The sequence below is a fragment of the Methylophilus sp. 'Pure River' genome (assembly GCF_046765995.1).
Taxonomy (GTDB): domain Bacteria; phylum Pseudomonadota; class Gammaproteobacteria; order Burkholderiales; family Methylophilaceae; genus Methylophilus.
The window spans coordinates 1-21,745 of the sequence record NZ_JBKOUE010000010.1; the positions used below are offsets into that span (position 1 = coordinate 1).

General features: G+C 50.2%; 27 protein-coding genes. 12 read left to right on the forward strand and 15 right to left on the reverse strand.

The genetic code is table 11. The features are described from left to right. The 3 genes from ACIDE9_RS12095 to ACIDE9_RS12105 form a co-directional block, all read left to right on the forward strand. Nucleotides 1-316 (forward strand): hypothetical protein (locus ACIDE9_RS12095; protein WP_411995008.1); only part of this gene is annotated, 316 nt, incomplete at its 5' end. Next, the gene (locus ACIDE9_RS12100) at nt 309-944 is read left to right on the forward strand and encodes an MAE_28990/MAE_18760 family HEPN-like nuclease (protein ID WP_411995009.1); all 636 of its coding nucleotides are present in this window, start codon (nt 309-311) and stop codon (nt 942-944) included. The genes ACIDE9_RS12095 and ACIDE9_RS12100, both read left to right, overlap by 8 nt. A 145-nt stretch (nt 945-1,089) precedes the next feature. After that, a complete protein-coding gene (locus ACIDE9_RS12105) occupies nt 1,090-1,344 on the forward strand; it encodes an Ada metal-binding domain-containing protein (RefSeq protein ID WP_411995010.1) in 255 nt (84 codons plus the stop codon). Here the strand turns inward: ACIDE9_RS12105 and ACIDE9_RS12110 are convergent. Continuing rightward, nucleotides 1,341-2,090, reverse strand: coding sequence for a tetratricopeptide repeat protein (locus ACIDE9_RS12110; RefSeq protein ID WP_411995011.1), 750 nt, complete (start codon nt 2,088-2,090; stop codon nt 1,341-1,343). The two genes, ACIDE9_RS12105 and ACIDE9_RS12110, sit on opposite strands and share 4 nt — an antisense overlap. Nucleotides 2,091-2,157: 67 nt before the next feature. Beyond that, nucleotides 2,158-3,030, reverse strand: a complete 873-nt coding sequence (locus tag ACIDE9_RS12115) for a hypothetical protein (RefSeq protein ID WP_411995012.1) — start codon at nt 3,028-3,030, stop codon at nt 2,158-2,160. Nucleotides 3,031-3,210: 180 nt separating this feature from the next. Here ACIDE9_RS12115 and ACIDE9_RS12120 point away from each other — a divergent pair, with 180 nt between their 5' ends. Together ACIDE9_RS12120 and ACIDE9_RS12125 are read left to right on the forward strand one after the other, a co-directional pair. Continuing rightward, the gene (locus ACIDE9_RS12120) at nt 3,211-3,462 is read left to right on the forward strand and encodes an antitoxin (protein WP_411995013.1); all 252 of its coding nucleotides are present in this window, start codon (nt 3,211-3,213) and stop codon (nt 3,460-3,462) included. Then, nucleotides 3,459-3,764, forward strand: coding sequence for a type II toxin-antitoxin system RelE/ParE family toxin (locus tag ACIDE9_RS12125; RefSeq protein ID WP_411995014.1), 306 nt, complete (start codon nt 3,459-3,461; stop codon nt 3,762-3,764). Before ACIDE9_RS12120 ends, ACIDE9_RS12125 begins: the two co-directional genes overlap by 4 nt. A 155-nt stretch (nt 3,765-3,919) precedes the next feature. On the opposite strand, the gene ACIDE9_RS12130 is transcribed toward ACIDE9_RS12125, so the two are convergent. From ACIDE9_RS12130 to ACIDE9_RS12165, 8 genes are all read right to left on the reverse strand, one after another. Continuing rightward, nucleotides 3,920-5,155, reverse strand: a complete 1,236-nt coding sequence (locus ACIDE9_RS12130; protein ID WP_411995015.1) for a M48 family metallopeptidase — start codon at nt 5,153-5,155, stop codon at nt 3,920-3,922. A 235-nt stretch (nt 5,156-5,390) separates the two neighbouring features. Beyond that, nucleotides 5,391-5,945 carry an energy transducer TonB gene (locus ACIDE9_RS12135; protein ID WP_411995016.1) on the reverse strand — a complete coding sequence of 185 codons (555 nt, stop codon included), beginning with the start codon at nt 5,943-5,945 and terminating at the stop codon, nt 5,391-5,393. A gap of 33 nt (nt 5,946-5,978) precedes the next feature. Beyond that, nucleotides 5,979-6,215: a DUF2789 domain-containing protein gene (locus ACIDE9_RS12140; protein WP_411995017.1), complete on the reverse strand. Its 237-nt coding sequence runs from the start codon at nt 6,213-6,215 to the stop codon at nt 5,979-5,981. Nucleotides 6,216-6,240: 25 nt separating this feature from the next. Continuing rightward, the gene (locus tag ACIDE9_RS12145) at nt 6,241-7,104 is read right to left on the reverse strand and encodes a bestrophin family protein (RefSeq protein WP_411995018.1); all 864 of its coding nucleotides are present in this window, start codon (nt 7,102-7,104) and stop codon (nt 6,241-6,243) included. Nucleotides 7,105-7,196: 92 nt separating this feature from the next. Further along, the gene (locus ACIDE9_RS12150) at nt 7,197-8,933 is read right to left on the reverse strand and encodes a putative bifunctional diguanylate cyclase/phosphodiesterase (RefSeq protein ID WP_411995019.1); all 1,737 of its coding nucleotides are present in this window, start codon (nt 8,931-8,933) and stop codon (nt 7,197-7,199) included. Nucleotides 8,934-8,935: 2 nt separating this feature from the next. Continuing rightward, entirely contained in the window at nt 8,936-9,379 is a 444-nt protein-coding gene (locus ACIDE9_RS12155) for a response regulator (protein ID WP_019881049.1), read from the reverse strand. After that, nucleotides 9,351-10,862, reverse strand: coding sequence for a sensor histidine kinase (locus tag ACIDE9_RS12160; RefSeq protein ID WP_411995020.1), 1,512 nt, complete (start codon nt 10,860-10,862; stop codon nt 9,351-9,353). Before ACIDE9_RS12160 ends, ACIDE9_RS12155 begins: the two co-directional genes overlap by 29 nt. Nucleotides 10,863-11,054: 192 nt before the next feature. After that, nucleotides 11,055-11,234, reverse strand: a complete 180-nt coding sequence (locus ACIDE9_RS12165) for a hypothetical protein (RefSeq protein ID WP_194752678.1) — start codon at nt 11,232-11,234, stop codon at nt 11,055-11,057. Nucleotides 11,235-11,416: 182 nt separating this feature from the next. Between ACIDE9_RS12165 and ACIDE9_RS12170 the strand changes: the two genes are divergently transcribed. After that, on the forward strand, nt 11,417-11,938 hold the full coding sequence (locus ACIDE9_RS12170) for a YgjP-like metallopeptidase domain-containing protein (RefSeq protein WP_411995021.1): 522 nt from the start codon (nt 11,417-11,419) through the stop codon (nt 11,936-11,938). Here ACIDE9_RS12170 and ACIDE9_RS12175 read toward each other — a convergent pair. From ACIDE9_RS12175 to ACIDE9_RS12185, 3 genes are all read right to left on the reverse strand, one after another. Continuing rightward, nucleotides 11,935-12,195: a KTSC domain-containing protein gene (locus ACIDE9_RS12175; protein ID WP_411995022.1), complete on the reverse strand. Its 261-nt coding sequence runs from the start codon at nt 12,193-12,195 to the stop codon at nt 11,935-11,937. The genes ACIDE9_RS12170 and ACIDE9_RS12175 overlap by 4 nt on opposite strands. Before the next feature lie 9 nt (nt 12,196-12,204). Beyond that, the gene (locus ACIDE9_RS12180) at nt 12,205-12,444 is read right to left on the reverse strand and encodes a hypothetical protein (protein WP_194752683.1); all 240 of its coding nucleotides are present in this window, start codon (nt 12,442-12,444) and stop codon (nt 12,205-12,207) included. A gap of 92 nt (nt 12,445-12,536) precedes the next feature. Further along, nucleotides 12,537-14,819 carry a putative bifunctional diguanylate cyclase/phosphodiesterase gene (locus ACIDE9_RS12185; protein ID WP_411995023.1) on the reverse strand — a complete coding sequence of 761 codons (2,283 nt, stop codon included), beginning with the start codon at nt 14,817-14,819 and terminating at the stop codon, nt 12,537-12,539. Nucleotides 14,820-15,133: 314 nt separating this feature from the next. Here ACIDE9_RS12185 and ACIDE9_RS12190 point away from each other — a divergent pair, with 314 nt between their 5' ends. After that, on the forward strand, nt 15,134-16,711 hold the full coding sequence (locus ACIDE9_RS12190; protein WP_194740239.1) for a Na+/H+ antiporter: 1,578 nt from the start codon (nt 15,134-15,136) through the stop codon (nt 16,709-16,711). A gap of 11 nt (nt 16,712-16,722) precedes the next feature. Here the strand turns inward: ACIDE9_RS12190 and ACIDE9_RS12195 are convergent, their stop codons facing one another. Beyond that, the gene (locus ACIDE9_RS12195; protein WP_411995024.1) at nt 16,723-17,574 is read right to left on the reverse strand and encodes an AraC family transcriptional regulator; all 852 of its coding nucleotides are present in this window, start codon (nt 17,572-17,574) and stop codon (nt 16,723-16,725) included. Nucleotides 17,575-17,604: 30 nt separating this feature from the next. Between ACIDE9_RS12195 and ACIDE9_RS12200 the strand changes: the two genes are divergently transcribed. From ACIDE9_RS12200 to ACIDE9_RS12220, 5 genes are all read left to right on the forward strand, one after another. Then, on the forward strand, nt 17,605-18,486 hold the full coding sequence (locus ACIDE9_RS12200; RefSeq protein WP_411995025.1) for a DMT family transporter: 882 nt from the start codon (nt 17,605-17,607) through the stop codon (nt 18,484-18,486). Nucleotides 18,487-18,712: 226 nt separating this feature from the next. Beyond that, entirely contained in the window at nt 18,713-18,937 is a 225-nt protein-coding gene (locus ACIDE9_RS12205) for a hypothetical protein (RefSeq protein WP_411995026.1), read from the forward strand. Between the two features lie 38 nt (nt 18,938-18,975). Beyond that, entirely contained in the window at nt 18,976-19,401 is a 426-nt protein-coding gene (locus ACIDE9_RS12210) for a YeeE/YedE family protein (protein ID WP_411995027.1), read from the forward strand. Nucleotides 19,402-19,411: 10 nt separating this feature from the next. After that, nucleotides 19,412-19,831 carry a DUF6691 family protein gene (locus ACIDE9_RS12215; RefSeq protein WP_411995106.1) on the forward strand — a complete coding sequence of 140 codons (420 nt, stop codon included), beginning with the start codon at nt 19,412-19,414 and terminating at the stop codon, nt 19,829-19,831. Nucleotides 19,832-19,880: 49 nt separating this feature from the next. Further along, entirely contained in the window at nt 19,881-20,585 is a 705-nt protein-coding gene (locus ACIDE9_RS12220; protein WP_411995028.1) for an MBL fold metallo-hydrolase, read from the forward strand. Nucleotides 20,586-20,625: 40 nt separating this feature from the next. Here ACIDE9_RS12220 and ACIDE9_RS12225 read toward each other — a convergent pair whose 3' ends face one another. Then, entirely contained in the window at nt 20,626-21,633 is a 1,008-nt protein-coding gene (locus tag ACIDE9_RS12225) for a zinc-dependent alcohol dehydrogenase family protein (RefSeq protein WP_411995029.1), read from the reverse strand. Nucleotides 21,634-21,745 lie beyond the last annotated feature (112 nt).

Genomic DNA, 21,745 nt, shown 5'->3' on the forward strand with positions numbered 1-21,745 from the left:
TACCACTCATACTGCACCTTTCTTTTATTGCCATTATTACGGCTTAAAGGTGTCTAGTAAATTAGTGGCGATTCACACATTTGGGAAAAGTGTTTTTAGGCCCAACGGAGGATTTGCATTACATCTTTTTGATTCAATTGCGTATGCTCTTCCTAAAGTTTATCCGTCCATCATGGGTAATGAGGCAGCTGTAGCTCATAAAATTGAAGTGTTAACTACAGATGCTCAATATAACAGCATTGGTACAAGTACATTTTCTAATACACGTATTAGAAACCGAATGGACAGGGCACTGGAGATTTTTGCTAGTGACTAATGTACTAGAGGAAATCGTAGAGTCAAATAAATGGCGTGAAAATGAGTTTACTAAGTTTAAGCTAAACTCGGAAAATGTTGATTCAGAGCTTTGGTGTCGAATGTGTGTGCCGATGATCTATGCACATTGGGAAGGGTTTGTTGTAAGTGCATTAAAAATAGTGATAACCCATTTAAACACGCTAGAATTAATTTCAGAAAATACATCTACTAATTTATTAGTGCTCGCATTTAGTGAGAAATATAAGACATTAAGTGGCAAACAATCATTCGGTCAAAGAGTCAGTTTTACAAATGAGTTTAAGTCACTGCTAAAAGACAGTATAAAAATAACCACAAAAATAAATACCAAGTCAAATCTAAACAAGGCTGTTTTAGAGGAGCTTTGTGCAACCTTTAATTTTAACTTTCAATCGTTCAATTCTGATTTTTTACAGCATATTGATCGATTGGTAAATATTAGAAATTCGATTGCTCATGGAGAAAATTCGTTTGTTATAAATCAAGAGAACATTGAGAACTATATAACTGCAGTGCGTCATAGCATTGATACTTTATCTACTGAGATTAAGGATTTTTTAGATAATCAAAAGTATTTATTAGTGTCAGCTAGCGAAGCTGAAAGTTAAGTTGCGCACTACTGACCAGCGCTGAGTTTCTACTATTGCAACATCCTCACTCTAAAGTGGAGTTGAGTAGAATTCCAAAGCAAGAGTGAGAGTTTTTTGAATTGCATGATCTTGTATCTTTCACTTATCACATGGAGATCAAGATATGTTGAGTTCAAAAACGAAAGATGCAGCAGCACAAAAAACCTTAAATGACCCGCGCTGGTGGCAAGTACTGGCGAGGGATGCTCAAGCAGATGGTCAGTTTTATTATTCAGTCAAAACCACGAGTGTTTATTGCCGTTCATCGTGTGGCGCTCGCCCGGCCCGTCCTGAAAATGTTGAGTTTCACCTGACCAGCGAAGCAGCAGAAGCTGCTGGGTTTAGAGCTTGCAAACTTTTCGAGCCTATTCGTACTTAACACCCTTGTAGCTGCTGACTTTTACACTGCCCTGCCAAATTTGTGGCAGCGGCCTTTTGTTCTTCGGTCATTTGCGCAGAAAGATAACTCAGCATTTTCATATGGCGAGTCACAAAGCGCTTATCTTCGTTTTGCGTGGCCAGCATCAACCACATCGCCGCTTTGACGGTACTCTGCTCAACGCCAGCGCCTTGCTGGTATAAGTCGGCTAGATAACCTTGGGCTTCACTATTGTTGTTGCTCGCGGCTAGGTTTAACCATTGCACGGCGGCGGGCATATCTTGCGCAATCACATCACCGCGCAAATACAGCATGCCCAAATTAAGTTGCGATTTCACATGCCCCTGTTTGGCCGCTTGCTCGTAATAGGTCACCGCTTGCGGGTAACTGATGCTTTGAATCTGGCGCTGAAACACCAGTGAGGCCAGCGTGTACTGTGCCTCTTTGTAATTTAACTCTGCCGATTTTGTGAACCACTTGACCGCTTCATCCATGTTTTTGCTGACGCCATCGCCATCCTGGTACATCAGGCCCAGGTTGTAGCAGGCTTTGGCATCGTTTTGATTGGCGAGTGACAGATAAATCGCGTGGGCACCAGCATAGTCTTTTTGCGATAGCTTCTGTTTGGCTTCTTCTAAAGTGTTTGCCTGCGCCAGGCTGACCGCACACAGCGCGAATAGCATCACCGCGGTGAACATCGTTTTGGTGAGTAACTTTGCCAAAAAGCCACTTTCTATTTGCGCCATGCCTGTTCCTTGTGTATGGGTTTGCGTCGAATAATAGTCTCAGACTTGAGCCGTTTTGATAAGTGCTTTATCCAGCCAAGCCCATCCGCTGAGCGGCACCAAGTGCGGAAGCGAGCACTGCTTGTTGATAGGTCGCTGTGGCTGGCAAATGGTCAGCCAGCTGGTTTAGCGAAATATAACCGGGGTCTAAACGGACATCTTTTTCGCGGAAGATGCTGTGCTCTTTGGCGTAGCTTTCCGCCAGTGCCCTGAGCAATTCGGCCAGAGGCTTGTTAGGGTCGCTGGGGGTAAAGTCGCCCAACAGCCACAGGTGCACATCTTCCTCTTGCGTATAACCCGCTTTCGGGTCTGCCAGCATAAATGCATGGTCAACTCTGGTCTGGTTTTCTACCTCTTTCGGGTCGCCATAGGCCACTTCAAAATATTTCACTTCGGCTGTGAGCAGTGAGGTCGGGCCATCAATTGGCACGTTGCCAACGGCATAATAGCCAGCAATGGCGCGCAGGCTTTGTAAATGATGCTCTTTGCCCACAAAGTGGATGGTTTCACCGCGTGCTTGTAGTTCTTTAATGCCTGCCGCCATGTCTTTAGTGGCCGCGTAGATAAGCGCCGCGTAACTGGGGAAAGAGTGGTTCTCGGCATTCTTTCTGGCAAGGCTGTAGTTGATCATGGCTGTGCCATTGTCATACAACTCCATTGCGCTGGTGGCGGCCACCTCATTTTGCGTATCCAGCACCACAGAAACCGCCATTTTGGTGCCGTTGCCATTACCGCCCGCCAAGGCATCGAGCCAGTTTTGCAATTGCTCAGCGGGCCACTCTGGATATTGTTCTCTGGCTAGCGCAAACACTTGCGGCAACAGCCTGGTTTGTTCTGGCGCGCTGAGGTTTTGTAGCCGTGCGGTTGTGTAGGTTGGTGGCAGGTTGAAATCATAGGTCATGGTGATGCACTCATCGTTGGCTGGGGTAAAGCACTAAACATTTTAAAAAACTATCACTGCAATGTGGGTTTTTTCTGCGCGTTTAATATGTTGTCTAGTTTTATGGTTAATATATTTTTCATTTTTACACAAACCCACATTTGTGATAATGTGGGTTTGTGTTTTTAAAAGGAGTACAGTATGGGTAGGCTAACAATTGATATCACTGACCAACAACATCAGGCTTTAAAAGCGATGGCGGCTTTGCAGGGTAAAACTATTAAAGAGTATGCGCTGGAGCGTTTGTTGCCTCAAGCTGGGGATGAGGATGGTTTGGCTGGGTTGAGGTCACTCTTGGCGACTCGTGCAGCAGAAGCTGGTCGTGGAGAGGTGTCTGATAAGAGTATTTCTGAAATTGCTGCTGACGTAATGCAATCAGGCAAGGCTGCGTGAAAACTTACATACTCACCAAAAGCGCAGAAGCTGACCTTAGGGAAGTTGTGCGTTATACGCTCAATGAATGGGGTGAGGCACAATGTAGCCGTTATGTGGCAGCGTTGGAAAAGCAGGCAGAGGCAGTGGCAACGGGTAATGGTGTGTTTAAGGTGATGGATGAGCTCTTACCGACGCTGCGAGTGGCTTTATCTGGCAAGCATTATATTTTTTGCCTGCCTAAAGCGCAGGGGCCGGCAATTATTTTGGCGATTTTGCATGAAAGAATGGATGTAGTTGCAAGGTTAAAGCAGCGTTTATGACCATATTGAGCATTCGATTACCTGACTCACTTTACCAAGCCATTAAAATGGTTGCAGCTGAGGACTCTATCTCGATTAATCAGTTTAAAAAACTAAAGCCGCCAGTCGCGGCTTTTTTGTTTAAAGTGTTTGTTTAGTTGCTGGCAGCAGATGCCTCAGTTTTCTTCAGCAATTTTAATCTCCCCGCATTTATTCATCTTGGCTGTGGCACAGGCGTATTTGTCGGTAGTTGCCAATTCTCTCGCTTTGGCCATGTATATATCGCCAGCTTGATTATTCTGCATGCCGTATGCGGCCTGGGCCAAATAGTAATAGGAGAGGTCAAACATATAGTTAATGTTGATGACTTTATGCACTAAACCTCGCCAGTCTTGTTTGCTGTGCAGCCCCTTTAAGTCACTTTGATTCATATAAAACTTAAGCCCACAGGTTTCGCATTTCATTTCGAGCGTGCCTGCCTTAAAGGCTTCAAAGTCACTGGAATAAAATGCGATGGCTTTGGTGGCGTCTATGGCTGGTGGATCAACCAGGCTGGATTTGCCTTCTTCAATGACCCTGACATTGGACGAGTTCTCCAGCCAATCATTTTTGGCGGTTCTTACATAGTTGTACTCAGGTTTGTAGTCGGCATAGACGGGCAATCTGACTTCGTAAATTTTCAGCATGGGTTCTTGCAGGGCTTTTAATGCTTCGATGCGGTTGGGAGGGGAAGGGTGTGTGCTTAAAAAATCGCCTTTGCTTTTATTGCCGGTGGCCTCCATCATTTTTTCCCACAATGTGACTGAGGCGGCCGGGTTGTAACCTGCCTGTGCAGCAATTTCGATCCCCAGCTTATCCGCCTCGGTTTCTGCGCCACGACTGTTAGGTAGTGTGACAAATGCACCCCCGGCAAGAATGGCTAACTGGTTGGCTGTTTGCACATTGTTATTATTTTGTTGTTGCGTGCCGTTGCTCGATGCGGCGACCGCCACGGTGACTGTTGCGACGGCAATTTTGGTCAGGATATCGACCGACATTTTTTCTGCGGTGTGGTTAGCCAGTGCGTGCGCAATTTCGTGGCCCATGACTTGCGCCAGCTCATCGTCTGTCGGTTTGACCTTTTCTAGCAGGCCGGTATATACCGCCATTTTTCCGCCAGCCATGCAAAACGCATTAATCTCGTCGGACTCAACGACATTCACTTGCCACTTCCATTTTTGCGATTCTGGCTTATACAAGACGGCACGTTCTACAAGCCTGTTGGTGATTTTTTGCACACGCTGATTCGTTTCAACGTCACCACTGAGTTTCTTTTCTTTATCGTAAGCGTCAATCATCGAGCTATACAGTGAGGAGCTTTTATTGATGGCTGCATCTTCAGACACAATCATCAATTGCGATCTGCCCGTCATATTATTAGTAACGCAGCCCGAAAGAAGCGTGACTAAAGCAAACAAACACCCGACTGAAATAGCTTTCATTCATTAAGCCTTATAAGGATTTTTTAAGAACTATAACTAAATCTGATTGAAATTCAAATGCCGCGAAATAGTCAGGCATTTTTATGCAGTTTTGATCACTGCTCACTGATGGGTAAGCAGAGGTGAGTGGAAGAGATGTTCAGTGTGAGGTAGAAAGTTTTTAGGACTAATGGAGATAGTCGACAGTGGGTAATTGAGCGTCAAATGCACGAGGTTTTCTGGGAGGAGGCTCCTTGTTATTTAGCTCGAACCTTATTGGCGCAATCACTACCGACTGACGAAATACATCATCTAACGATGCAGGTGTAAATTTCCAGCTTTGAGCTGATTGAATAGCAGCCTCATTTAAATTGTTATTGGTCGATTGATATATCAAAGCGTCAATAACGTCCCCTGTTTCACTGATTAACAGAATGACCTCAACACGACCCTCCTGTCCAGAGCGTCTTAACTCTCGTGAGTATACGGGGGCGCTGACAGAGAGCATCTTTGGGGATTGATATTTCTTATTAGCTTCTTCTGGATCGGGAAGGTTTGTTGCATTTGGAAAGGTCTTTTTGTTACTTGCAAATAACTTTGCTAACTTTTCGCTTTGATTGATTTTCTTATCGTAATCCGCACTTGTCTCATCAAATTGAGCTTTGTCGAATATTAGCTCGGCCTCCGCTTTCGCAAAGCCTGGAATCATGAAGGCAACGATGAGTATGATGATATAAGGCATTAAGAAGATATTTTTATTTAGATTTCTTCGGATTTACTTCGCATGCAACCTGGCGTTCAACTGATCGATCACCTCTGCCCAATCAGCATCTTTCAAAATCTCTTCACGTAAAAAGGCGGCTTGTGCTGGTGTCCAGTATGGTGCGTCAGCCAGTGAAATGTAGCCTGCCAAATGACTGTGCGTTTGAATAAAACTTTCGATTTCTGCATCACTCGCAGGCAAGCCGAGTTGGGCGAATAGGTTGTTCAGTGTGTGTAATGACGCTTCCATGAGGCTGACTCCTAAGGTCGTTATTTCAAAGTAACTCTTCCACGTGCTTTTGAATGTTTGCGGCCATTTTTGGCGTGGGCAAATCATTGGTATCGGTGCCAAACGGGTCTTCAATTTCTTCGGCGATCAGTTCCAGGCTGGCGAGTACATAAAAGATAAATACCACCACCGGGATCACGTAGTAGCCCAGGCTGAACACGAAGCCAAACGGCAGCGTCATCACATAAAAGAAGATGAATTTTTTGATAAACGCGCTGTAAGAGTACGGAATAGGCGTATTTTTAATGCGCTCGCAGACGCCGCATACGTCGGTAAACGACTTGAGTTCTTCGTGAATAATAAAAAACTGGTCGCCAGTGATTTTGCCGCTGGTGTAGAGCTCATTGGCTTTTTGGAAGATACGTTGCGCAATCTGGTTGGGGTGGTGTTCGTGGTGGTCGATTTCTAAATCGAGGCCGTCAAACAGCATTTTGCTGACGTCTTCATTCATTAAATGTTTCGACAGCACGGCGGCGTAGGTCGGGATGATTTTTTTAAAAAAATCGCGGTCGCTTTCATCAGACAAATAAGCTGACAGTTTAATTGACAGGTTGCGGCTGTTATTGACCAGCGCGCCCCAGGCTTTGCGGCCCTCCCACCAGCGGTCGTAGGCGGTGTTGGTGCGGTAGGCGAGCAATAATGAGAGTACAAAGCCAACAGTGGTGTGGATTAATGAGAGGTTTTTCACATGGCTGCTGTCGGCCAGCTTCCAATACTCGATTTCAAGGTAGGCAATGCCACCGGCATAAGCGCCGATGAGCGCCATCATGGGCATGAGTTGGCGGAAGGTATCTGACTCGTGAAAGCGGAAGATGAAGGTGAGCCAGTCTTTGGGATTGTATTGAATCATGGTTGTTGCTTGGTTGAATAATGGAGTTGAGTGTAGCACGACAGGCGGGCAAGGCCGGTCACTGCGATTGAACTGACGCTGAAATGTTGTGTTTAAGGCAGGCTACGCTGATAAGCGGCAGGGTCGTGCCCGTTTAAAAAGGCGGCAAAGTCATCCGGTGACAGCGGTTTGGCAAACAGGTAGCCTTGCAGCATATCCGCGCCTAGCTCGCGGCACAGGCTGGCTTGTTCCAGGGTTTCTATGCCTTCTACAATCACGTCGAGATCCAGGCTTTTTGCCATGACAATCAGTGCTTTGAGGATGCGGCTGTCGGCTTCACTTTCTGGCACGTTTTGCACAAAAGAGCGGTCTACTTTCAACACAGAGGCGGGCAGGCGTTTTAAATAAGACATGGATGAGTAGCCGATGCCGAAGTCATCGAGCGCGACCTGTACGCCTAAGGCTTTGAGGTCATTTAATACGGCAGACGCTTTTTCAAAGTCTGATACCAGTACGCTCTCGGTGACTTCTATGGACAGACATGCGCCCGGCAGGCCTGTGGCTGCCAAGTCATTTTGAATGTCCTGGTACATGCTCTCTTGCTGTAGCAGTTGTTCACTGGCATTCACCGCTAATACAAACGCGTTGTTGATGAGCCCATCGTTGCGCCATTGCGCGACCTGCATGCACGCCAGCCGCCTGTTTTGGGCGTCAATAGCCGCTAAAAAGCCAAGTTCCTCAACAATGTCGATAAACGCAATCGGCGGTAGCAGGCCTTTGACCGGATGGTTCCAGCGCACCAGCATTTCAGCGCCGCACACCTGGAAATTTTTTGCATCGATGACTGGTTGATAATATTGCACCAACTGGTTTTGCAGGCGTTGCGAACGCAGTTCGCTTTCAAGCATGATTCTGTGCAGAATCTGGTCTTGCAGGTCTTCGCTGTAAAAATGAAAGCCATTACGGCCTTCGCGTTTGACCTGGTACATGGCCAGGTCGGCGTGCTTTTGCATGTCTTCTGCAGTGAGTGCACACTTGGGATAGGTGGCAATGCCTATGCTACAGGTGACAAAATGTTCTGTGTTGTTGATGATAATCGGCTCGCGCACGCTTTCGAGCACCCGTTGAGCCAGCGCACCGACCGAGGTTTCGGTATCCAGGTCGTGGACGACGATGGCAAATTCGTCACCGCCCAGGCGGCACACCACATCGCCGTCGCGCACAACGGCGAGTAGTCGCTGTGCAATCTGCTGCAATAGCTGGTCGCCGGAGTCGTGGCCTGAACTGTCGTTGATCAGTTTGAAGTTATCAATATCGAGGTAAATGAGGCCGAGCTGGAAGTTGAGGCGATGGGCGCGTTGAATCGCGCCGCGCAAATGCTCTTCAAAATAATAGCGGTTGGATAGCCCGGTCATGGGGTCGTTTTCGGCCAGGTATTTGAGGCGTTTATGGGTATCAATAAGTTTGCTGTTGAGGGCATGGCGTGCCTGCGCGTGTACCAGGGCCTTGGTCAGGTGCCGCTCAGACAACTCTTTTTTCAGCAGGAAGTCTTGCGCGCCGGCAAAGATACAGTTGCGTTCTATCACTTCGTTATCTTCCATGCCGGTGAGGATGACGACGGCGGCATGCTTGTCGGTGTGTTGCGTGAGTTGATTTAAGACATCCAGGCATTCCATGTCGGGCAAGCGGTAATCGAGCAGGACGACATCAAAGTGATTTTCATCATAAAGTTTGAGCGCTCTCACAGCGGTATTTGCCTGCACGATGTCTTTAACCAGCTTGGGGTTTTGCAATACGCGGATTACCGCCATCCGATCCAGTTCATCGTCATCCACAAGTAGCAATCGCATTGTTATTCCTTTGTGACCGGGAGTTCGACCAGTCGCCAGTAGTGCTCAATAAAGCCGATGACTTCAAGAAAATCCCGGTCCATATGTTGTTTGAAGACATAGCCTGCGACGTGGTTGCGATAGGCAGCGACCAGGTCTTCGTCAGATTTCGAGGTGGTGAGCACAAAGACCACGGCATGGGTCAGCAAAGGGTCGGTGCGCAAGGTTTGCAAAAACTCGAGGCCGTTCATGCGAGGCATATTGAGGTCTAGCAAAATAATATAGGGTGCTGGCACGGCACCAGTACGCAATAACTCCAGCGCTTCACGGCCATCACGCGCCCGCAGCACGGTGTTTAATAGCCGCAATTTGCGCAGTGCACGTTCCAGGGCGATGGCGTCAATGTCATCGTCATCCACAATAAGCAGGGTGACTTCTTTATAGTTTTGCTTCTGCAAGATTTGCACGCGTCAGTCTCTCTTCTATATTGATGGGCCAGGTAAAACGGATGGAGCAACCACGGATACCGTCGGATGCAATGCTGGTCTGGCCGCCGTAGGTTTCCACAATCTTTTTCACTAGCGCTAATCCCATGCCGCTGCCTTCTACCTCATCGCGCGGCCGCAGGGTTTGAAACATGATGTAGACGCGCTCCTGGTATTCTGGCGAAATGCCTGGTCCGTCGTCGGTCACGCTGAATTCATAGTAGTTTTTACCGGCAAGTTTCCAGCTGAGTTGGATGCGGCCTTGCGACTGATCATGGTGTTTGATGGCATTGGTAAATAAATTACGCAGCACTTGCTCTAATGGCGTGGCGAGGGTGGTCAAGGTGGGCAGGTCTGTGGCGACTTCAAGGGTAAAGCCTTCTGGCGGGGCTTGCAGCTCAAAAATGTTTTGCGCCCATTTGCCGAGGTCAACCTGGCTGACACTACCTTCCATGCGTCCGGCACGTGAGTAAGCCAACAGGTCATCCAGCAAGCGTTCCATCCGGCGCAGGCGCCCGCGTAACAAGTTCATGTGTTGTGGAATCGCGTCGATCTGGCCATTGTTGAGATCTTCTTCTATCCAGTGTGAAATCTGGAAGATGCCGCGCAATGGCGATTTCAGGTCATGTGAGGCGACATAGGCAAAGGTTGCCAATTCTTTATTGCTTCGCTCCAGTTCATCACGGTGCTCAGCCAGTTTTTCACTGGCTTTCACGCGGGCAGAAATATCGGTAATGGCAGAGAGGACCTTGACGCCGTCATCGGTTTCAATCGGGTTGAGGCCGACTTCTACCGGAAACTCACTGCCATCTTTGCGGCGGCCGAATAGGTCGCGGCCGGTGCCCATGGCGCGCGGGCTGAGGTCAGAAAAGAAAGACGCTCTGTGATGCGGATGCTGGTGACGGAAGCGCTCAGGTAACAAAATGTCGATGGTTTTGCCCAGTAACTCGTCCCGGCTGTAGCCAAAAATGCTTTCCGTCTGGTTGTTGACCATTTCGATGATGCCGGTTTTATTCACCATCACCATGGCATTGGGGGCGGCTTCTACCACCTGGCGGAAGCGCTCTTCCATGCGCTTGCGGGCGGAGATGTCGGTAATGGCTGATAGCACTTTGATGCCATCATCGGTTTCAATTGGGTTGAGGCCGACCTCTACCGGGAACTCGCTGCCATCTTTACGGCGGCCAAATAAATCGCGACCGCTGCCCATGGCGCGTGGGCTTAAGTCAGAAAAGAAGGAAGCGCGGTGATGTGGGTGCTGGCGACGGAAACGTTCCGGGAGCAGGATGTCTATCAGTTGGCCCAGAAGCTCGGCCCGGCTATAACCGAAAATGAGCTCTGTCTGGGTATTCACCATTTCGATGACGCCGGTGTTGTTCACCATCACCATGGCGGTCGGCGCGGCTTCCACCACCTGGCGAAAGCGCATATTTGCCCGTTCAATATCCCCAATGTCATCATGCATGACAGACCCCTTTTGAACCAACAAAAACTTGTCTGACGAGTGTGAATTTAACTGCGAATGTTGCTGAAAAGCGTGTTACGGATACTTTATTCTATTGATGCTCAAGTATATCCATGTCATCGTTGGAAATGCAATGCGCTGGCCATTGTTTGCCGCGAATTTTTATTAGCAGGGGCGTGCCTGACAGGGGGATTAGGGAATGCCAATAATCTTTAAATACTCTTCCAGGGTCAGGGTGAGCTCCTGTAACGAGTTATTCACTTCGTCCAGGTGCGCATTGCCGTTGAGGTGCAGTTTTTCTAGCAGCGCTTTGTGTTTATCTACAGCTTCTAAGTGTGCTTCCAGTTTGGCTTCTTTGAGTTCGTTGCTCATGATGCATCCCCTTTACAAGATGTGTTTACTCTAACAGGCTTTGACCGTCTGTGTTTAGCTTATATCAAGGCCTTGAAGGTTGGAGTCATTTAAAGGCTGCAAAGTTTGCGGCGTGTGTGTCACTTGGTCACAAACAGCATGTCTGGGTTGTTTCAATGATGATGGCTCTTTAAAATGGCGGCATGTCTGCTGCATTGATTCAACAATATCTTCCCGGTTACCCGGCGCATTTACGCGCGCAGATCACGCAGTTGTATGCGCAGGGGCAGTTGGGGACGTATATTCAACAGCGCTATCCGCAGGTGCATGCGATTCAAAGCGATAAGGCTTTGTATGATTTTTGTATTGAACTCAAACAGCGCTATTTAAAAAATGCGCCTTTGCTCGACAAAGTACATTTCGATAACAAACTGACAATTGAAAAGCAGACCTTGGGCTTGAATACCGCAATTTCGCGTGTGCAGGGCGGCAAACTCAAGGCCAAGAAAGAAATCCGTATTTCTGCGTTTTTTAAAACGGCACCGCTGGAGTTTTTGCAGATGATTGTCGTGCATGAACTGGCACATTTGAAAGAGCGCGACCATGACAAGGCGTTTTACCAGTTGTGTCTGCATATGGAGCCCAACTATATGCAATATGAGTTTGATTGCCGCGTGTATTTGTTGTGGCAGGCCTTAGATAAGCCTGTGACGCCTGTTGCCTAGCCAAATAAGTCATCTAGCGGATTTTTACCGTTAGATAAAGGCTTGCTGGACACGCGGTTGGCCGTGAATTCTTCTTCAATATTGTCGCGGTAGTAGCTCCATGCTGCGCTGGCGTTTTTTAAATTGCGCCAAATGCTTTCACCCACATTGGCATACTCCAGCGCGTTGCCATCTTCGAGCTCTACCCTCAGCAGGCGTTTGCCAGCGTCGTAGCCCATCGCACGCAGTTTGCCAGAGTGGGTTTTAATCATGTCCATGCGAATATCCTAGCAGCAGCCACCCGTTTTGCAGCCGCAGGATTTGCCTGCTGGTTTCAAGCCTTTGTTTTGCCAGGCTTTTAAAAAGGCTTCTTTGCTCATGGGCTGGATATTGAGCGATTGTTGCAGTGCGTCATCGACGACTTGTGTCTGGTAGTGTTGAAAGTGCGCCAGGTATTTGGCATAGGCGCGGTCGGCACCACGTATTTTCTGCCATTGCGTCCAGAGCCATTTTTTCAGTGCAAACATACAGCCTCCTGCGAGTTTATTGCGTGACTGACGACATATTAAACTAAATTTTGCCGTCAATTTAATGTGCATAATGATTAGAGCCTGTTTGTTTAGTCGAGTTCATAACGCGTGGCCTGGATGCGTCTGACGGTGGCGGGAATCTCGCTGGCGGGCAGTGGTTCTGAAAATAGGAATCCTTGAGCGCCATAGCAGCCCATGGCGACGAGTTGTTGTAAGCAGGCAATGGCGTGTATGCCTTCGGCAATCACTTCTATCTGCAGGTTTTTTGCCAGCTCCAGCGTGGAGCGCACGATGGCCAGGCTGGAAGCGTCGTGGTGCATTTCGCGGATAAATTGCTGATCTATTTTGAGGTAGTGCAAAGACAATTGTTGCAGGTACAGCAGTGAGCTATAGCCGGTGCCATAGTCGTCAATACTGATTTTGACGCCGAGGGCAATCAACGCCGACAACAGCTTTTTCACGCGCCTGGGGTCGGCAATTGCGCTGGACTCGGTAATTTCAACCTCTATACGGTTGGCAGGCGTAGCATGTTTTTCCAGCGCTTGTGCCACCTCTTTTTCCAGGTCAAAATTCATCAGGTCGCGGGCGGTGACATTCAAGGCCATGGTGAGGTCCAACTGCTGTTGGTGCCAGTGTTGCCACTGTCGGGTAGACTCATGAAGCACCAGTTTGAACAGGGTATGGATGAGGTCGGTGTTCTCAATCTGCGGCACAAACTCGCCAGGCATGATCAGTCCGCGCACCGGGTGTTGCCAGCGCACCAGTGCTTCTACGCCCATCACTGTGAGTGTTTGCAAACGTACTTTGGGCTGGTAGTAGACCACAATCTGCCGATAATAAATGGCTTGCCGAAACTCACTGATCACCCAGCTTTTGTCGTTTGTTTTATCGCGGATGGCTTGGTAAAACTCTACTTGCGATTGGTTTTCTTTCGCCCATAGGAGTGCACGCTCACTTTCTCTTTGCATATTGGAAAACGTATGTTTGGTGAAAGAGTCTGCGATGGAGATGCCAATGCTGCAACTGACCTTGGCGGTTAAGCCATTGACCACAAAAGGTTGCTCAAGCAAGTGGTGAATGTGCCAGGCCTGGTGTTCGACCATGGCTTTTTCAGGCACATTGAGCATGAGCAAAATAAACTCATCCCCGTCGACGCGGGCAAAGTGGTCACCGTGGATTTTGCTATCATGATGTAGCCTTTTTGCCACCGCTTTTAAAATCAGATCGCCCAGGCCAAAGCCGAAAATATTGTTAAAAGCCTTAAAGCCGTCTATGTCCATCAGCAACATGGCGTTCAGGCTGTGCGGCAATGCGCGCGTGGAATAAAGGCTGTTTTCAACCACCTGCTCAAGATAGTTGCGGTTAGGAATGCCGGTCAGGTAGTCGGTGCGATTTTGTTGTAGCAGTTGCTGTTTCACCTCGATGATATTGCGCATGGTGGTTCTGAGTTGATACCAGCCGATGATGAACACAATAAAAAATCCCAACAGAATGCCGATGGTGGCCGGATGCAGCGCCTGGAAATAGCGCAGTAGCAAGGCGACTGGAAACAGCATTGCCAGTGGTAAGAGTAGTGTCAGGATATGGTTGGCATGACGGTCGTCTTCACTGGCACGTGGTTGGCCAAGTTGCGCCAGCGCTGGGTGTAGCGCGACACTGCCAAAACTGACATAGCCCAAGAGCCAGAACATGAGGTTGATGTCGTGCGGCACCGCCAGGCTATTGCTGGTACCATGAAAAATGCATTCGCCGATGGCAAAAAAAAGGATGGCCAGGCAGAGCTGTATAAACACCCGCGACGCATAGGCAGCACTACTGATCCATAGCCACAGCAACATGCCCAGTTCTACAAATGACAGCGATGGATATAGCATGCGAAAGACCTGTGGCCGGTCTAGCGAAAAGCCATGTTGCAGGATGGTAGGTAAAAACAAAAACTGCCAGCCGATCAGCATGAGGCTGGTGGCCAGAATCCAGCCCTGAAAAAAACCATGGCGCGGAAATTGTGGCTGTTGATGACAGGCCAGCAGCCACAAGCTATTGACCAGCGTCAGGTGCCCGGTGAGCAAGCATATATCTGCCAGCGATAGCTGCATGCCAAAAGCGCCACTGGCGTCAGTGTTGGCTTCTATGAGTCCGCCCAGGCATTGGGCGCTAATGGCGATGGAAAACTGTTGCCATGGCCGGGAGGGCTGCGGGCGTTGTTGCCAAATGCCTAGCCAGATCGCAGCTGCGCTTAATAAAGCGATAAAAAAATACCAGCTATCCCTGAGTCCCAACGGGCTGAGCAGTGGCAGGCAGCCTGTTGCTAGCAGGCCCAGCAGCCAGAAGAGCTTCCAGTCTAACTTCATGGCTGCCAAATACTGCGGCATGATGACTCCCGGTGGTTGGTGCGCAATACGATAAGAACCTTGGAGCCGCTATTAAACACTGCTTTTATAACATATGTAAATATATGTTTGCAATGTGTGGCCAACCATTTGTGCATACTGTGCCTGACGAAAGACAATCATGCTATGGGCTGCGGGTTAAACAGGTTTTACCTGTTTAAATCAAACCTCTGCCTATGTTTTCCATTACACTCGTTCAGCGTCTGTAGAGGACGTCGATCTGCCTCGTTTTTGTGTGTTTGTCTTTGAAAGTATTGCTGGTTGCCCGCGGGTGGATGCCAGCGCATCGCTAATTTATGTCTAACGAATTCTATTTCAATCTGATTTTATTTTTTCTGGTAGCGATTATTGCGCTGGAAGTCTTGGCAAAGAAATTACGCTGGCCACCTGCTGTAGCGCAACTCATCGGCGGGGCGCTGATCGCCTTTATTCCGGGCTTGCCTGCGTTTGAAATTGACCCTGCGCTGGTGCTGGTGGTTTTTTTGCCACCGCTGCTGATGGCGGGCGCGTATTTCACGGTCTGGCACGAATTCAGGCGTCATCTGGCGGGTATTTTGTTGCTGGCGATAGGCGCCGTGCTGTTTACTACTTTGGTGGTGGGGTTGGCGCTGCATAGCCTGACCCCGGCGCTGCCGTGGGCGGCCTGTTTTGCCTTAGGCGCCATTGTGTCGCCGCCGGATGCCATCGCCGCCAAGGCGGTGTTGCAACGGGTGGCATTGCCGCGCAAATTGCTGGTATTGCTGGAGGGGGAAAGCCTGCTCAATGATGCCACCGGACTGGTGTTGTACAAGTTTTCGATTGTGGCCATGCTCACCGGCGTGTTTTCCATGACTGGCGCGATTGAAGAATTCGCCTGGCTCAGCGTCGGTGGCATCTTGCTCGGTGGCGCGTTTGGTTATCTGGTGTATAAAACCTTGCGCTATCTGCACGACACCGAGCTGATGATTCTCGCTTCTGCCTTGCCGGGCTGGATTTGCTATGTGGTCGGCGAACATATTGGCGTGTCAGGCGTGATCGCTACCGTCACTTACGGCATGATGCTGGGTTGGCACCAGCACGAAATCATGACCGCCACTGCCAGACGTCGTGGTGCTGCTTTTTGGGAAATCATGATTTTTGTCTTTGAGTCGCTGGTGTTTATCCTGATTGGCCTCTCGTTACGTGGTGTATGGGATCGCATTGCCGAAGGCAGCAAATCCATCGCCGATTACAGCATGGAAGTGTTGCTGGTATTGGCGGTGGTGATTGTGTCACGCTTTGTCTGGGTGTTTGCCGTTGATGGCCTGGCTAGGTTGTTCAGCAAGCGTGCCTCACAGGCGCAAAGTAGCTGGCGCGAATCGTTTGTCACCAGTTGGGCTGGCATGCGTGGCGTGGTCACATTGGCGGCGGCGCTGGCCGTGCCTGCCGAAGTGCCGGGGCGGGACCTGATGCTGCTATGTGCGTTTGCCGTCATCCTGGTGACGGTGTTGTTTCAGGGGACGACCATCGGCTGGATCATCCGCGTGCTCAAATTAAAAGCCACGGCACATGAACGGGTTTATTTAAATGAGCCACAAACCTGGGCGCGCATAGAGCAGGCGCAATATGCAGTGGTGAACAAGCTGGCTTACGACGAGCAAGGTGTGCTGAAACACCCGCGTTTGCTGGAACAATATGGCTATCGCCAGAGCTTGTCGGACAAGCATAAAAATGACGCCATGTTGCCGGACGATATCCGTAAAGCCCATTTTAATGTGGTGCTGGCCGCGGTGGCTGCTGGGCGCGAGGAGCTGCTTAAACTGCATCGCTCCGGCCAGATTCATGATGAGTTGCTGCATATGATGGAGCGCGACCTGGATATCCAGGAAATTGCCGCGCTGCATAGCCGTGGTTAGTGCATGGCCGCTTATTTCGCTGGCAGGTTTTGATAGTAGGCTGACGGACTGAGGCCGAAGTGCTTTTTAAATACGGCTGAGAAAGCACTTTGGCTCTGGTAGCCTACAGACAGCGCCACATGCAGTAGTTTGTGCCCTTGGGCAATGGCTTCGAGCGCTTTAAGCATACGTGCCTGTTCACGCCATTGGCCAAAGGTGATGCCCGTCTCCTGCTTGAAATGCCGATGCAGCGATTTGTCGCTAATGCCCAGCTGCAACGCCCACGCCTGCGAGGGTCTGGCATCATCCAGTTGTTGCGTCATTTGCTCACACACTTGCTTTAGTCGCGGCGAGCTGGGCCAGGGCAAATGAAAAGGCAGGGCCGGGTATAACTGGATCTCATCCAGAATCAGTTGTGCGATCCTGGCCTCGCGCGAATCCTGGGCATAACTTAAACCGGCCTGGGCAATTTCCACAATCAGTGCTTTCATCAGTGGCTGGATATCCAGCACACAAGTGCTAGTGGGCAAGCCTGCCGCTGCATCCGCATCAATAAACAGTGTATGCATGCTGACGTCACCATGCATTTTCACTGAGTGCAACTCGCCTTGTTTGATCCATACCCCGCGCGTAGGCGGTACAATCCAGCGGCCATGGTCAGCATCTATCGCCATCACCCCGCGAATGGCGTACAGCAATTGCGCACGGCAATGGCTGTGGGGCGGAATCAGCCAGCCATTGGCGTAATCAGCACGCATGCCTGTGACCGGCATGGTTGCCAGTTCGTAGGGTTTATGTTGATCGTGTGCTGGCGTCAGTAAGTCCATTTTTAGATAAAGATTGACTGATTGTCGAGAGATGGTGATGGTTTTGCACTTTACCATGTTCATTTTCAACGTGACAGGAAGATGTGCATGAAGGGGATTGCTTTTCCATTGCTGGCTATCATGATGTGGTCGGGGAATGTCCTGGTTTCCAAGTTGGCTGCCGGATTGATCCAGCCGCTGGCGATGACATTTTGCCGTTTGCTGGTTGCCCTGGCCGTGATGGCGACATTTATACTGCCATCCATCTGGCGCGATCGGGCGGTGATTATTCAAGTCTTGCCCAAGCTGGCCGTGCTGGGTTTTCTCAGTATGGCGTTGTATCAGTGTTTGTCTTATCAGGCGGCATCGACAACCACGGCAAATCATATGGCGGTGATGACGGCGCTGAACCCTTTGCTGACGATGCTGGTAAGTGCTTGCTTGCTGGGTGAGGTCCTGACCTTGGGCATGGTCATGGGCGGTTTGACCGCCTTGCTGGGGATTATCGTTCTGGTGGCGCATGGCAACCTGATGTCACTGGTGCAGGAGGGGGCACCTGAGGGGGATGTACTGATGTTGGTGGCCTCCGGGGTATATGCGTTTTATAGTGTGCTGATCCGTAAATGGTCGCTGCCACTGACCGTGTGGCAATCGACATGCATGCAGGCAGTGAGCGCCTGTATATGTATGGGGTTTGCATTGCTACTTACCCGGCCTGCTATCAGTATCACTTCGCAAACGTTGCCACTGATTTTGTATGCTGGTGTACTGGCATCGGTACTCTTGCCTTATTTCTGGATTAAGGGTGTGCTCTTGATAGGCCCGGCGCGCTGCAGCTTGTTTATGAATGTGTTACCGGTCTTGACGGCCATCCTGTCCAGCGTCTGGTTACAGGCGCCAGTAGATGCTTATTTTGTGGCCGGCACCAGCCTGGCATTGGGCGGGGTCATGTTGGCGCAAGTGCTGCAACGCCCGCTGCGGCAGCGGTAAAAACAGGGGCACTTGTGTGCTGTCCACATTTTTTGTGGATAACTTTTTGGTTGTGTTGTGGGTGAGTGCTGTAAGTGTATGATTTAATGATGTAAAACAGGGGTGATTAAAATCTGCACGCAAAAAATAAATAGCAAACAACCTTGCTGGACGCTATTTTTTGTGTATTGCCAGCCCGCAGTCGGCGGCGTAGCATAGGCTGATCACTGTTGCAAATCAGGAGGCCATGATGAAACGTCTGTTTTATATTGATTATCCGCAAGAGCATTTTGAAGGCCAGGCGCATCGTTATCGTTGTGTGTTTTGCAAGCAGGAAACCACGCAGATCAACGGCCGTCTCGAAGGGCATTTGCCCAGTTGTGAATACCGCGTGACGCTGGAAAAGGCAGGTTTTGAATGTAATCGCAACTCGCCCACGCCGCATGAAGATATGGCAGATGAAGTTGATTAGCCAGCTTTTGACATTTAACCATTCACACTGAGTCCCGCATGACCACGTTTACCCCTTTGTCATCGCTGATCGGCGGCTTGCTGATTGGTTTTTCTACCTTGTTGCTCATCCGTTGGCTGGGCCAGATTGCCGGTATCAGCAGTATTGTGGGCCAGTTATGGACCGCAACTGCTGGTGACCGCGGCTGGCGCTTTGCTTTTGTGGCTGGCCTGATGATGGCACCGCTACTGTATGCGCTGGTGACAGCTTTGCCTGCCATGCAGATTGTCACCAGTACGCCCGGGCTGATTGTCTCTGGTTTGCTGGTGGGGTTTGGTACGCGACTGGGGTCAGGTTGCACCAGTGGTCATGGCGTATGTGGCTTGTCGCGCTTATCGTTACGCTCGCTGGTAGCGACGCTGATGTTTATGCTGACAGCGATGCTGATGGTTTGGCTGGTGCGCCATGTGCTGGTGGCTGGCTAGGGGGCGCATGATGGTCATTGTGATGGCATGGTTGGCTGGTGTGGTGTTTGGGCTGGGCTTGATTGTGGGCGGGATGACCAATCCTGCCAAGGTCCTCGCGTTTCTGGATATTAGTGGTGATTGGGATCCCTCACTGGCGTTTGTCATGATGGGCGCGATTACTGTTGGATTTTTTGCGTTTAAAGCGGCGGCTAAACAATCGCGCAGCTTATTGGGGTTGCCGATGCAGTTACCTGCCATGAAACAGGTGGATCGCAAGTTGGTCATAGGCGCACTACTGTTTGGTGCCGGCTGGGGCCTGGCTGGCTTTTGCCCTGGTCCGGCGGTCGCCTCGCTCTTGGTTGGCGGTTCTGCCGTGTGGATATTTGTCGCCAGCATGTTGGTGGGCATGGCGCTATATACGCTGGCCGTGCGCCGCGGCTGGCTTTAATCACTCGCTTTTCACCGTCTCTCATAAAACTCTCCTGAGGCACTGACGCATGATTTTCCAACAGTTTTTTGAGGCAGAGAGTTGCACGTATACCTATCTGCTCGGGTGTGAGCAAAGCAAACAGGCGGTGTTGATCGACCCGGTGGAAAGTGAGGTTGCGCGCTATATTGAAACCTTGAATAGCCTGGGGCTCACGCTGGCCTATACGCTGGAAACCCATGTGCACGCTGATCATGTGACTGCAGCGGATGCACTACGCCAGCGATTGGGTAGCCAAAGTGTTGTCCACCGTGATGCGGGGGTGCTCTGCGGTGACCTGCTGGTGACCGATGGCATGCATTTGGGCGTGGGGTCACTGCATATCGAGGTGCGCTACACACCTGGCCATACCAACGGTTGCGTCAGTTACTACCTGGGTGACCGTATTTTTACCGGCGATGCTTTGCTGATTAATGGCTGTGGCCGGACTGACTTTCAGCAGGGGGATGCCGGTCAGCTATACGACAGTGTACATCGTCAAATTTTCAGTCTGCCGGATGCCACCCTGGTCTACCCCGGCCATGATTATCATGGTCAAACGGTATCGACGGTCGGTAAAGAAAAGCAGGATAACTCGCGCCTGGGTGGCCAAATTTCGCGTGCCGCGTTTGTACAGCTCATGGCTAACCTCAAGCTGGCAACGCCAAAACAAATGGCGGTGGCACTGCCAGCCAATCAGTCTTGCGGCAGGCAAGTGATTAATCAATCGTCATGATTTTTTGGCGATAGACAGACAATCCATCGCGGTTAAAACATTAAATTTGCAGACAGATTTTGCCAAAGTGCTGGTTAGTTTCCTGGTATTGAAACGCCTGCACGATTTCCTCTATAGCAAATACTTTATCTACCACAGGCTGCATGCCGTTAGCATCAATCGCTTTGATCATGGCCTGTTGCTGCGCACGATTGCCGACCAGCACACCTTGCAGGCGTAATTGCTTGATAAGTGCGGTCACCAGTGGAAAATCGCCTGCCAGGCCAGTCAATATGCCGATGACCGACACATGGCCACCGACGCGGGCCGCAAGCATGGATTGTTCCAGTGTTGCCGGACCACCCACTTCGACGATATGGTCGACGCCGCGACCGCCCGATATTTCACGCGCCAGTGTGCCCCATTGCGGCGTGCTTTTGTAATTAATCAGGTGGTCTGCGCCCAGGGCGTTGAGTTTCTCCAGTTTGGCGTCGCTGGACGAAGTGGCAATCACGGTGGCACCAGCCAGTTTGGCAAATTGCAGCGCAAAAATAGACACGCCGCCTGTGCCTTGCACGAGTACGGTATCGCCCGGTTTCAGGTGGTCATCTGCCATCAGGGCCCGCCATGCGGTAAGGGCCGCAGTCGTCAGGGTGGAGGATGCCAGATGGCTCCAGCCTTTGGGGGCCAGGGTAAAGGATGATACCGATGCGGTGACCAGCTCGCGGGCGTAACCATCAATGCCATCACCCGGCACGGTGGCAAAGCCTTCAACCAGTGGTTCACCTGACTGCCAGGTGGGAAAGAAGGTGCTGACTACAGCATCTCCTATTTTAAATTCAGTGACGTCTGCGCCTACGGCAATCACTTCCCCGGCGCCGTCGGCCATCGGAATGCGTGGCTCAGTCGGCCCCCACATGCCGCTAACCACGGCAAAATCATGATAGTTCAGCGAGTTGGCATGTAGCCTGACCGTGATCTCGCCTGCTTTGGGGGCGGCCGCTTCACGATTGCCTATAGTCACGTTTTGGTAGCCGCCGCCGGGTTGCACAATGATGGCTTTACTCATTGTTGGTCTCCTCAATGAATGTGATGATTATCATCATCGGATGCGTGTGATAGTTGGATTGTGCCGTGTTGTGATGACGATGTAAATTCTCAGCCCCTTCGTTATATACGGT